This is a genomic window from Pseudomonas sp. BF-R-26 (assembly GCF_019947395.1).
Taxonomy (GTDB): Bacteria; Pseudomonadota; Gammaproteobacteria; order Pseudomonadales; family Pseudomonadaceae; genus Aquipseudomonas; species Aquipseudomonas farris.
On record NZ_JAGYGK010000016.1, the window covers coordinates 21,013 to 33,262 of the forward strand.

Genomic DNA, 12,250 nt, shown 5'->3' on the forward strand with positions numbered 1-12,250 from the left:
ACCGTCGGAATGGATGGTACTTGTCTGCCCTGCTTGGACGTCAGTGGCGATGCTGTTGCATAACCAGTGAACAACAGGAATAGGATGAACAGAAAATGGCAATAGCAATTATCTTGATACTAATCGTTATTGCATCAGTGTTGTTCCACATACTAGCGCCTTGGCATGCGACACCGGCAGCTTCCAATTGGGGGTCCATAGACACCACCCTGTTCATCACCCTGATCATTAGCGGAATATTTTTCATCGCCATCACGGTATTTATGGCGGGAGCCGTCATGCGTTATCGTCACAAGGAGGGTGCCAGGGCGCACTATCAGCCAGAAAGTAAAAAACTGGAAACATGGTTGATTATCGTGACCTCGGTAGGTATTGCCGCGATGTTGGCGCCAGGCCTGGTGGTTTACAGTGACTTCATCCGGGTGCCGAAAAATGCTTATGAACTTGAAGTGGTCGCCCAGCAGTGGCAGTGGGCCTTTCGTTTTGCCGGCCAGGACGGGAAGCTGGGCAAGTCGGATATTAAGTTTGTTGATTTCACCAATCCCCTCGGCCTTGATCCCAAAGATCCTGTTGGGCAGGACGATGTGCTTATAAAAAACAATGAAGTTCGCCTTCCGCTCGATCAGCCAGTGAAAGTTTTACTGCGTTCTAAAGATGTACTGCACAATTTCTATATCCCGCAAATTCGCAGCAAGATGGACATGGTGCCGGGGATGGTGTCGTACTTTTGGTTTACGCCGACTAAAACCGGGAAATATGAAATCCTTTGTGCTGAATATTGTGGTGTAGGTCATTACAACATGCGCGGCCATATGATCGTGGAAGAGCAGGGCGCCTTCGATCAATGGCTGAGCAGCCAACCGACTTTTGCGCAGACGTTAGCGACAGCTGCCAAACCCAGTCAGGACAGCGTGCTGGAAAAAGGTCGCTTGTTGGTCGAAAAATACGGCTGCGGTGCCTGCCATAGCCAGGATGGCAGTACCAGTCTCGGCCCGGGATGGAAGGGGCTGTACGGCCGCACTGAACAGTTTGCCGATGGCACCAGTGCGCTGGTCGATGAGGCCTACCTGAAAGAGTCGATCCTCGATCCGAAGGCCCGACTGGTACAGGGCTACCCGCCAGTCATGGTGGCCTATACTCTCACTGAAGATGAACTGGGTGCTGTCGTCGCCCTTATCAAATCACTGGGTGCCGCGGAGCAAGAACCTTCTGCCAGCGAAAAGTTGGACAGAGGTGACGACTTGGCGACGCAGGGGCAGCGGGTGGCCGAGTCGCTCGGTTGTCTGGCCTGCCACAGTGTCGATGGCAGCAAGGGTGTCGGCCCCAGCTGGCAGGGCCTCTATGGCGAGACCGTAACCCTTGCCGACGGTACGAGTATCAAGGCCGACGAGGGCTATATAAAGGATTCGATTCTTAATCCCGGCGCCAAAATCGTCAAAGGCTACGCAGCCGTCATGCCGGCCTTTGCTCCGAGTGATCAGGAGTTGAACGCACTGATCGCTTTTATCAAATCCAAAGCGAAAGCCGACGCTGATGCGAGCAAGGCGGAGCCAGGGAAGTAGCCGTAAAGCAGCCAGGAATGCACCGAAACTTCGAACAGGAGGATGACGTGATGGCCTATGCGGAGCAAGCCGAAACAGAAGCACTACACGAACCCAAAAGTTTCCTGACCAAATATATCTGGAGTCAGGACCACAAGGTCATAGCCATTCAATATTCCTTGACGGCTATATTCGTGGGCGTTATCGCCGTGGTGTTGTCCGGCTTGATGCGCATACAGCTTGGCTTCCCCGGCGCTTTGGAGTTCATGGACGCAAGTGCTTACTATCAGGCGATGACCATGCACGGCATGATCATGGTCATTTACTTGCTGACGGCCTTGTTTCTGGGTGGCTTCGGTAACTATCTGATCCCGCTGATGGTGGGCGCCCGCGACATGGTCTTCCCCTATGTCAACATGCTGAGTTACTGGTTCTACCTGCTAGCGGTAGTGGTGTTGCTCTCCAGTTTCTTTGTCCCCGGCGGCCCCACAGGTTCGGGCTGGACGCTCTATCCGCCACAGTCCATTTCTCAGGGAACACCGGGGGTTGAGTGGGGCATCGTCCTGATGCTCGTCTCACTGGCGATTTTTATTGTCGCAGCCACAATGGGCGGGTTGAACTACGTCACCACGGTGTTGCAGGCGCGCACGCACGGCATGACATTGTTTCGCATGCCGCTCTCCGTATGGGGAATCTTCATGGCCTCGATTATGGCCTTGCTGGCTTTCCCTGCGTTGTTCGTCAGTGCGGTCATGATGCTGTTTGACAAGCTGTTGGGCACCAGCTTCTTTATGCCGGCGATGATCTCGCTAGGGCAGCAGATCGATCACCAGGGTGGCAGCCCAATATTATTCCAGCACCTGTTCTGGTTCTTCGGCCACCCGGAGGTCTACATCGTTGCTCTCCCTGCGTTTGGCCTGGTCTCCGACTTGATCAGCACGCATGCGCGTAAAAATATCTTCGGCTACCGAATGATGGTGTGGGCCATTATTGCGATTGGCGTACTCAGCTTTGTGGTCTGGGCGCACCATATGTATGTCAGCGGAATGAACCCGTACTTTGGCTTTTTCTTCGCCGTCACCACCTTGATCATCGCAGTGCCGACCGCACTGAAAGTCTACAACTGGGTGCTGACCCTGTGGCAGGGCGATATCCATCTGACCGTGCCGATGCTGTTTGCCCTGGCCTTTATCGTCACCTTCCTGGTCGGCGGTCTGACCGGGTTGTTTCTCGGCAATGTGATCGTGGATATTCCGCTCTCGGACACCTATTTCGTCGTCGCCCATTTTCATATGGTCATGGGGGTCGCACCGGTTTTGGTGGTGTTCGGCGGCATTTATCATTGGTTCCCGAAAGTAACCGGGCGCATGTTGAACGACACCCTGGGCAAGCTGCACTTCTGGATTACCTTTCTGGGCACCTACGCCATCTTCTTCCCCATGCACTACCTGGGTTTCCAGGGCATGCCTCGCCGCTACTACGCCTATGAAAACTACGCGTTCATCCCGCAGTCGGCGCAAGAGTTGAATGCCTTCATTACGGTGATCGCATTGACCGTCGGCGTTTCGCAACTGCTGTTCCTGTTCAACCTGGCCTGGAGTGCATTCAAGGGCAAGCCCGCAGGTAGTAATCCCTGGGGCGCGGCCAGTCTGGAATGGCAAACGCCGAACACCCCGCCGATACACGGTAACTGGGGAGCGAAGCTGCCGGTCGTGCATCGCTGGGCCTATGACTACAGTGTGCCGGGGATAGAGCAGGATTTCGTTCCGCAAACGGTCTCCGCCGAGGAGTTGGAGCAAATGCGGCAACTGAGTGCCGGAACCAAGATAGCGGACGTTAAAACATGAAAAGGCTGCTATTGAGAAACGCCGACGGTGCTGACCCCGGCGGCAGTTGGAGTCGCGACCCTGGGGGTATTCACACCACCGAGGGTGCCGATAGAAGCCAAATCGCAAAAACGGGCCTGCGCTTGTTTCTGGTCGTGGTGAGTTCGTTATTCTTTCTCTTCCTGTTCGCCTTTATTGCCCGTTCACAAATGGCCGACTGGCTCCCCCTGACAGACCCCTTGGCGCCGTTAGCCAATCTCTGGCAGCTATGGCTGAATTCGGCTTTTCTGGTATTGAGTTGCATAGCACTGCAGTGGTCGCGTATGGCCGCCCGACAGGCTCGACTGGGCGCAACGGTCATTGGTTTTGCATTGGGGGGCGTATTTGCCATTGCCTTTCTGGTGGGGCAATTCTGGGTCTGGCAGCAGTTTGTCGCGTGGGGCTACTTTGTCGCCAGCAATCCGGCCAACAGCTTCTTCTACCTGTTGACCGGCCTGCATGGGCTCCACCTGCTGGGCGGGCTGATAGCCTGGGGAATAATCGTCGCTAAATTCCTGCGTCGCGTGCCGTTGCCGCAACTCAGCGTCAGCGTAGAGCTCTGTACCACCTATTGGCACTACTTACTGGGTCTTTGGTTCGTGCTATTCGCTTTGCTGGCCAGCACGCCGCAAACCTATGAAGCCATCGCCAGATTCTGCGGCCTGAGGTGAAAAGCCATGGCATCGCATCCACTTGCCCCAGGCGAATCCAGTTCATCCAATCCACCAGACTCACCGCCTGCACCGGGATGGCAGGGCATCGCCAGCGACTGGGCCTCGGATAAAGAGGTCTTCAAGCAGGTCCCTTGGGGCAAGGCGATGATGTGGATATTCCTGCTCAGCGATACTTTTATATTCACCTGTTTTTTAACCGGCTACATGTCGGTACGCATGACCATCACCACCGCCTGGCCGAACCCCAGTGAAGTGTTCGCATTGACGATTGCCGGTCAAAAAATCCCGCTTATTTTGATCGCCATCATGACTTTTGTGCTGATCAGCAGCAGCGGTACCATGGCCATGGCCGTTAATTTCGCCTATCGCCGTGATCGTGCGAAAACCGCTGCCCTGATGCTGGCGACCGCTGCCTTGGGGGTGACCTTCGTCGGCATGCAGGCATTTGAATGGACCAAGCTCATCGCGGAAGGAGTGCGTCCCTGGGGGAACCCCATGGGGGCGGCGCAATTTGGTGCGAGCTTTTTCATGATCACCGGTTTCCACGGACTGCATGTGTCAATCGGCGCCCTCTACCTCGGTATTGTGGCGCTGAAAGTAATGCGGGGAGATTATGAGCGCTCCGGAAACTATCAGAACGTCGAGATAGCCGGGCTCTACTGGCACTTCGTGGATTTGGTGTGGGTGTTTATTTTTGCTTTCTTCTATTTATGGTAGAGGAGCACGGGTGATGGCACATGCTCAGGGTCAGCAACATCCAATCAGTTTGTACCTTAAAATCTGGGGGCTGTTATTCGTCCTCAGCACGCTGTCGTACCTTGTCGACTATTTCCACTTCCATGGCTACCTTCGGTGGTCCCTGATTATCACTTTCATGTTGTTGAAGGCAGGTTTAATTGTCTCCATCTTCATGCACATGGCCTGGGAACGGTTGACCATGGTCTACGCCATATTGTTGCCACCTTTATGTTTACTGGTGCTCGTCGGACTGATGGCCACCGAGGCAGACTATGTTTTCCTCAGTCGCGTCATTTCCTTCGGCCAATAAGCGGCTTCCGGTGGCCTTGAGTCTCCAGGGCTAACCCGATATCACTCGCTTGAACTGATGCCATTTGTGCTGCCAGGCCACTGTCCAGTGGGGGGCTGCCGTTCCCGTGCCGGCAATCGTCAGCGTTGGATGATGTTCGATTACCCGGTCCAATACCGATTCCTGATTCGGTTCAACATCCACGAAGAAGACATGTTTTCCCTCTTCTACCATCTGTTTAAAATTACGGAAGTGAGCGTTCGGCACCTGGATGCCAAAAAAACCGCCTTCCCAGATGCAGAAGCCAAATATAACGATGGCCAGGAAGATAAAAGGCATCCAGCCTGCGGCGGATTCGGTCCAGCCCAGCCAATAGGCGCCGCCAAGAACCAGCGCCGCGAGTGGCACACCGACCAACGCACCAATCTCGCCAGAGTGAACAACATCCTGTTTCATCAACGAGTTAACCTCGTGGAGGTGATGTTCTTCAACATCAGCCACTTGTTCACTGAGCACATGAATTTGTTCGGTGTTGATGCCATTGGCTTCCAGTTCATTTTCAACGGCTTCGAGATCGTCGAGATTGTCACTGATGTAATAGTGCCGATTCATGCCACACCTCCCATCTCGTGTTGGCTGTAGACCCCCTCTGTCCTGCAGCCGCTAACTGAGATTTGCAGTCGGTATCTGTACCCGTGGGGAACGTTGCACACTTGATGCAATTCGTAGGAAGTATAGCATTCGCTAGCATGCGGGGTGGGCAACGTCAAGATCTGAAAGGTAGTAGCAGGGCCTGGCGTAGCCCGACGAATTCTGTGTCGAAGTGCTATGAGTAAATTCGCTCAACGAGGGCGGAAGCAGGGGGCGGATATTCAAAGCAGTCGCTGCAAGCCCTAAACCCCCAGACACAAAAAAACCGGCATCAAACCTTTTTTTCTAATCCACCCCAGCGCCTTATCCAGATTCGCCGAAAGATCCTTCTTCGCCTGCACCCATCTCTCGATCCTCAAACGCAGAACGCACGGCCTCCACGACGCGTCCCGCCATGCGCTCATCTTCAAGCTGCGGGTACCCTTTCTTTAGCTTACCGGACACCACCCAGCTGTTCTCCTTGATGGAACGGATGATGCGGTTCGCATCCAGGTCTGGCATTTCCAGTACCTCTTTCAGCTGCTCCTGAGCTCGCTGAAAGATCACCAGTACTCTGGCTTCATCCGCCATTTCCTTTCGAATCGTGTGTTCGACGACGCGTGCGGTGTATAGGACGTGTTCGGTCAGATCGGGATACCTCCAGGCAAAGCGTGCGTCCTCGTATTCATCGAAGATGAAGTTGCTGCGAGTCCCGTCCTCGTAGGTCACGAGTTCGCCGAACCGATAGGCCGCTGCGTAACGTCGGATGAACGGTCGCGAGAACACTTCTAGCGTACGGTCGTAGCCGGCCCTGAAGTCGATCGAACTCGTGATTGTGGCTGACACCGGCAGTATTACGCCGTCGGGCACTGCCTTATCCCGAATCAGGGTGTCGTTAATAAGGAAGCGATGAATCCGGCCGTTGCCATCGCGCATGGGATGGATGAACACGAAGCCAAATGCCAACACAGCGGCACGTGCCACTGACTCCGCACCCCGCGTTGCGACCTCAAACTCGTTGAGTCCTGCCAATAGCTGCGCAAGATCCGCGAAATGGGGGGCAATGTAATGCACGATGTCCTCGCGCATCGTGGCCTGCCCCACAAACACAGGGGAGCGCCGCAAGCCCAGTCCAATGGCGTCACGCCCCAGAATGCCGGCTTGCAGGGAGTGCAGGCTGTCGTTGCTCAACGGGTCTTCGATATGTCCGCAGTACTGGGCGATGACATGGGCAAACCGCTGGATGCGATCAGCCTGGTCGGCTTCCTTTTCGATGAGAAAGCTCGCGCGCGATTCCTTGAACGTCAGCCAACTGGCGGTACGCATCAGGATGTCGGGGCCAAAGGCCTGATCCAATTCATCCAGTGCCTCACGCAGATCGAATTGCAGAGCGTCCTGCACTGGCGCCGTACGACGAACCAAGGGGCAGAACTCAGCCGTCCCCGGCAGATTGTTATTGATTCGCCAGCGCCGCGTTCGCAGTGCTTCGCGACGAGTCAGGTAATCTTGTGGCGAAAGTACATCAACATAGCCGCCATTGGTCACGTCTGGCACATCCAGACGTTCCCCTGTCAGCCATTCGTAGAGGAACCCCGTGCGACGGGCGTACTGGCCGAATGGCTCCCGTCGGCACCAGTCTTCGACAGGCTGCGGACCAATGGCCGCAAACAGGCGGGCGAAGAACTCGAGATGGATCTCTTCGTACTTGAGGCCGAATTCGAAGTGTCCTGCGAAATCGTCTGCGGGCCGATAGCTTGCCGGATACCGGTTCTCCACATTTCCGGCACTTTCGCGACTGACACGTACAGTGCCGATCATCGAGTCGACTCGTAGAGGCTGTGCCAGCGCGATGTCGTAACGGTTCGCGAGGGTCTTGAAACCGACTTGCATTGACGAAATCCTTTACTGGGGCAAGAAAAACGCTAACAGAAGATCGATCATATGCGAAAACGCTAATTTCAGTAGATGTGAAAACATTAACGTTTGATGAAATTTGATAATAAATCCGTGCTTTTCGAAAAAAACGCTAACAGACTTCAGGGTAGTCGCTAACGCCCCGAGAGCACTTACTCATCGATCAGCGGATAATGGACGAAAATTGGGGGATGTCTCAGAGCCCGTTTCCACCAAACCCCAGACACAAAAAAACCGGCCATCAAGGCCGGTTTTTTCTGTTCCTGCATCTCCCGTCAAAAAACGACGTAAGACTGAAATCTGATTGGAGCGGGTGAAGGGAATCGAACCCTCGTTATCAGCTTGGGAAGCTGGAGTAATGCCATTATACGACACCCGCTCAGAGCGGCTGACTTTGTACCAGATGTGGGCGTGAAAATGAAGTTTTTCTTTGCGCGCGATGGCTTTAGCACGGGTGAAACGAAAGCATCGACCGCGTAGCGGTCATTCGCGGGCAAGCCTCGCTCCTACAGGAATGCGTTTAACGCTGCAGGGCTGAGCTTGCTCGCGATGACTCTGTTTCAGATTGCCAATGCATGGTGGTCCTGGACGTAGTGGTAACGCGGCCGGCTTTCGTGTTGCGCCGGTTTCAGGAAGCCCAGCAGTGCGTTGCGGCTGTCTCGGCAGGCAGCTTTGTGCTCCATGTCGAGAAAGTGGCCGGTGGCCTGAAGGGTGCTGAAGGTGCTGTGCTGCACGTGGCCGGCGAATAGCTTGGCATCGGCGGCGGCGGTGTACTCGTCCCATTCGCCGTTCATGAACAGCACTGGCACGTTGATTTTCTTCGCCGCGTTCAGGTAGCACTGGCGGTCGCTGTTGAGCACGTCGCTGATGTGAAAATGCATCTGCCCGTATTCATGTTCGGCCAACGAACTGACGTGACGGTAGTTGAAGCGCTTGAACAGCGAGGGCAGGTGTTTGCCGATGGTGCTGTTCACCAAGTCACCGACCCGGTTCCCGTCACGGCTGCCGAGATAATCGACACCGCGCTCAAGGTAGTCAAGCATGTGCTCGTTGACCACTGGCGAGAACGAGCTGATCACGGCCTTTTCGATGCGCCGTGGCCGTTGGGCGAGGGCGACCAGAGTGGCTGCGCCACCAAAGGAAAACGACAGCACGTGTTCGGCGGCGAAGTGTTCGATCAACTCAAGGAGGATCTGCCCTTCGATTTCCTTGGTGAGCATTTTCTCATGCAGGTTGTGGGCTTTTGACTTGCCCGCGTAGGGCTGGTCGTAGCACACCACATTGAACTGCGGATAAAGGTTTTTCACGGTTTGGGCAAACGACGCAGTCGTGGACATCGAGCCGTTGACCAGAATGATGGTCTTTTCTGCGGCGTCTGCGCGATAGAACTCCGTGTAAACCCGATACTGCCCTTGTATATCCAGCACAGCGATTTCTGGCCTCATGTCATAAGACTCCTGGCAAGCGGGTATGCGCGCAAATCAGATTGCACGAGCTTTGTGACAGGTAGGCATACGCCTGGAATTTTGGAGGCCCATGTCGATCCATTGAAAGCCGGTCGACGGGTATTGTTATAAGCGGGCAGTTTGCCGGGGGAAGGCGGAACCTGAGGGTTCTCTGCCGGCAAAAAGTTTCTTAGAGTAGTTTTGGTGACTCGCCGGTCACATTTCGCGCCGACGTCCTGATTCAAGCAGGGGTCACGTCATCGCGCAAGTATCTTTCGTAAAATTTTCAGCGGCTTCTGCTGAGCGGTCGCCTGCTTAGATCATTCGGATCTCATCGCTGCTCAACGACCGGTATTCGCCGGGCTTCAACATGTCGTCGAGCACCAGCGGACCCATGCATTCGCGGTGCAGGCGCAACACCTTGTTGTCGAAGTGGCCGAACATCCGTTTGACCTGATGATAGCGGCCCTCGACGATGCTCAAGCGCGCAGATTTTGGCCCGAGTACGACCAGTTCGGCCGGTTGTGTGGTGAGGTCTTCGAAGGCGAAATACAGCCCTTTGGCGAAGGTGATCGCGTATTCGGCAGTGATGTCCTGCTCCGTCTCGACGTAGTAGACCTTTGGCAGTTTGGTCTGCGGTTGGGTCAGGCGTCGCGACCAGCTGCCATCGTTGGTGATCAGCATCAGGCCGGTGGTGTTGAAGTCCAGGCGACCGGCGATGTGCAGGTCCTCCTTGTCCGGTTCATCGATCAGGTCGAGTACGGTCGGGTGTTGCGGGTCGCGAGTGGCACTGACGCAGCCGGGTGGTTTGTGCAGCATGAAGTAGCGGGCCGGCTTGCCAACTTGCAGCACCTCGTCGTCGACTTCCACGCGGCTGAACTCGAGTACCTCGGCGTGAGGGTCGCTGACGACTTCTCCGTCGACCCTGACGCGCTTTTCCACCAGCAACAGGCGTACCTGCTTACGGTTGAAGCGGGGCAGGTTGCTGAGGAAGCGGTCAACGCGCATGGCTAGGGTTCGGTGGGAGGATTCGGTGGGAGAGCACCGCGCATCTTACGTGATCGGCCAAGCGACTGCTTGCAACTGCATCTCGACCTGGGCGCAGGCCGGGCACAGGCAGGACTTGTCGCGCAGCTCGGCGGGCAATGCCTGGAGCACCGCCGGATCGATGCTGACGCCGTAGCACCAGCAGGCACGATCGACGGTTCGCGGGTCAGCCAGGCTGCAGTCGTTGGAGGCGCCGCAAGCCGGGCAGAGGTCAGGTTTATTCATGAGGAGCATTCGATTACGGCCGGTTTGTCTGGCCCAAGACCGCGCATGATCGGCCGGCAAGCACTCCTGCGCAAGCCGGTGACCCTGGAAATCAACGCCGATCTTGCAGATACGCCCGCCACCCGCCCAAATGACTGATGTCCACCGCCCCCTCCAGCCCATAGGGCTCACAGATAAACCCGCTCTCCCAACGCCCATCCGCCAGTTGTACCTTGCCCAACCCCAGCGGTGCCGGAATAGCGGTCAGGAACGAACCCAACTCACTGCTTGGCAACTCCCATACTTCCACCGCAATCGCGGCGCCACCTTCGTTCACTCGGACCATGCCAGGGCGATAGGGTGGGCCACCGGCCAGGGCATACAGCCGATAGTCGGGGGAACTGTGAGTGGCTTCGAGCAAACGGGCTCCACGCTGCTTGAGTTGCCAGTTCAGCGCCAGCCCATCCAGGTGCGCACCGCAGACCACCAGCCGTGCGCGATCATTGCGCGCACTATTCGTCGGCGCAGACGCGGCCAACCCTTGCTGACGTTGTAAGGCATCCGCCACGCTCAGCAGATACTGATCGGTAAACGCCCGGCCGAACAACGTCACGCCCCATGGCAAACCATTGCCCATGAATCCGCTGGGCACGGCGACGGCGGCGTAATCGAGCAGGTTCATGAAGTTGGTGTAGTAGCCCAGTTCCGAGTTGCGCAGCACCGGTTCGGCCGCAAGCTCCGCGAGTGTCACCGGGCGGCCGATGGTTGGCGTGACCACGCAATCAAGGCCTTCCAGGGCTTTGTCGCACAGCGCTTTCAAAGCCTGCAGACGGTATTGGGCGCGGAAGGTTTGCACGCCGGTCACCGCTGGAGCCTTGGCCAATACGGCGCGAATCACCGGCAGCACGGCTTGAGGATGTTGCTCCATCAACTCGCCGGCCACGCTGTAACGCTCCGCCACCCACGGCCCTTCGTAGAGCAACCGCGCTGCTTCGAGAAACGGCGACAAATCCAGTTCGACCGCTTCGCCGCCCATGGCTTTGAGCTGGTCGATGGCGTCGCCGAACAGCAACGGGCCTTCAGGACAGCCGAAGAACGCCAGATCCTGCGCACGGGGTACGCCGAAACGGAATGGACGTGGTGTGCCGAAGGCCGAACCGTCATTCCACAGCGGATTACTGCGGCTGTATTCGTCCTGTGGATCGAGATGAGCGGTGAGCGCGAGCAACTGACTGGCTTCCCGGGCCGTGGCCGTGAAGGTCGTGACGCAATCGAGCGTTCGACAGGCCGGAACCACACCCGCAGTGGAGATCAGCCCTTTGCTGGCTTTCAAACCGACCAGATTATTCAATGCCGCCGGCACGCGACCGGAGCCTGCCGTGTCCGTGCCCAGGGAAAAGCTCGCCACGCCGAGCGCCACCGCCAGTGATGACCCGGCGCTGGAACCGCCCGACGGATATTCCGGCAACACGCTGTTCGGGCAAGCGCCATACGGCGAGCGGCTGCCATTGAGGCCAGTGGCGAACTGGTCGAGATTGGTCTTGCCCAACGGAATCGCACCCAGCGCCAGCAGTTGCTCGACGATGGTTGCCGAGCGTTCCGGCACATAAGCAAACGCCGGACACGCCGCCGTGGTGGGAATGCCCACCAGGTCGATGTTGTCCTTGATCGCGAACGGCACGCCGTACAGCGGCAGGCTGCCAGGGTCACGATCGTCGAGTGCGGCGAGGTACGGTTCCAGTTCCAGGGCGCTGAGCAAATGGATGAACAGGTGATAGTCCGGGTTCAGTGCCGCGGCTTTTTCACGCAGGCTCAGCAGCAGTTGCCGAGGCGTAGTGCTGCCGTCACGGTAAGCGTTGCGCAGGGCGTCGAGTTGCAGATTGATGTTCATGGCGTTAATCCT

At 56.6% G+C, this 12,250-nt stretch carries 11 protein-coding genes and 1 tRNA gene; 5 read left to right on the forward strand and 7 right to left on the reverse strand.

What is annotated here, in order from left to right; genetic code table 11:
* Positions 1–95: 95 nt before the first annotated feature.
* The 5 genes from KGB18_RS22955 to KGB18_RS22975 are packed head-to-tail and all read left to right on the forward strand — an operon-like array spanning position 96 to position 5,128.
* Positions 96–1,562 carry a c-type cytochrome gene (locus tag KGB18_RS22955; RefSeq protein WP_223570509.1) on the forward strand — a complete coding sequence of 489 codons (1,467 nt, stop codon included), beginning with the start codon at positions 96–98 and terminating at the stop codon, positions 1,560–1,562.
* 50 nt (positions 1,563–1,612) lie between these two features.
* Entirely contained in the window at positions 1,613–3,388 is a 1,776-nt protein-coding gene (gene ctaD / locus KGB18_RS22960; protein WP_123721973.1) for a cytochrome c oxidase subunit I, read from the forward strand.
* Positions 3,385–4,077, forward strand: a complete 693-nt coding sequence (locus KGB18_RS22965; RefSeq protein WP_123721972.1) for a cytochrome c oxidase subunit 3 — start codon at positions 3,385–3,387, stop codon at positions 4,075–4,077. Before ctaD ends, KGB18_RS22965 begins: the two co-directional genes overlap by 4 nt.
* Before the next feature lie 6 nt (positions 4,078–4,083).
* On the forward strand, positions 4,084–4,797 hold the full coding sequence (locus KGB18_RS22970; RefSeq protein WP_223570510.1) for a heme-copper oxidase subunit III family protein: 714 nt from the start codon (positions 4,084–4,086) through the stop codon (positions 4,795–4,797).
* 13 nt (positions 4,798–4,810) lie between these two features.
* Complete coding sequence (locus KGB18_RS22975; RefSeq protein ID WP_030132679.1) at positions 4,811–5,128, forward strand: cytochrome C oxidase subunit IV family protein; 318 nt, start codon at positions 4,811–4,813, stop codon at positions 5,126–5,128.
* Positions 5,129–5,158: 30 nt separating this feature from the next.
* Here KGB18_RS22975 and KGB18_RS22980 read toward each other — a convergent pair whose 3' ends face one another.
* The 7 genes from KGB18_RS22980 to atzF all read right to left on the reverse strand — a co-directional run bounded on the left by KGB18_RS22980 (position 5,159) and on the right by atzF (position 12,238).
* Positions 5,159–5,719, reverse strand: a complete 561-nt coding sequence (locus KGB18_RS22980) for a magnesium transporter (RefSeq protein WP_223570511.1) — start codon at positions 5,717–5,719, stop codon at positions 5,159–5,161.
* 342 nt (positions 5,720–6,061) lie between these two features.
* Entirely contained in the window at positions 6,062–7,627 is a 1,566-nt protein-coding gene (locus KGB18_RS22985; protein WP_223570512.1) for a Fic family protein, read from the reverse strand.
* Positions 7,628–7,956: 329 nt separating this feature from the next.
* Positions 7,957–8,030 (reverse strand) — tRNA-Gly (locus KGB18_RS22990).
* Between the two features lie 181 nt (positions 8,031–8,211).
* Positions 8,212–9,096 (reverse strand): alpha/beta fold hydrolase, encoded by an 885-nt coding sequence (locus KGB18_RS22995; RefSeq protein ID WP_223570513.1) that lies wholly within the window; start codon positions 9,094–9,096, stop codon positions 8,212–8,214.
* Between the two features lie 315 nt (positions 9,097–9,411).
* Positions 9,412–10,104 carry a pseudouridine synthase gene (locus KGB18_RS23000; RefSeq protein ID WP_123721967.1) on the reverse strand — a complete coding sequence of 231 codons (693 nt, stop codon included), beginning with the start codon at positions 10,102–10,104 and terminating at the stop codon, positions 9,412–9,414.
* Between the two features lie 45 nt (positions 10,105–10,149).
* Entirely contained in the window at positions 10,150–10,368 is a 219-nt protein-coding gene (locus tag KGB18_RS23005) for a cysteine-rich CWC family protein (RefSeq protein ID WP_123721966.1), read from the reverse strand.
* A gap of 91 nt (positions 10,369–10,459) precedes the next feature.
* Positions 10,460–12,238 carry an allophanate hydrolase gene (atzF, locus tag KGB18_RS23010; RefSeq protein WP_223570514.1) on the reverse strand — a complete coding sequence of 593 codons (1,779 nt, stop codon included), beginning with the start codon at positions 12,236–12,238 and terminating at the stop codon, positions 10,460–10,462.
* Positions 12,239–12,250 lie beyond the last annotated feature (12 nt).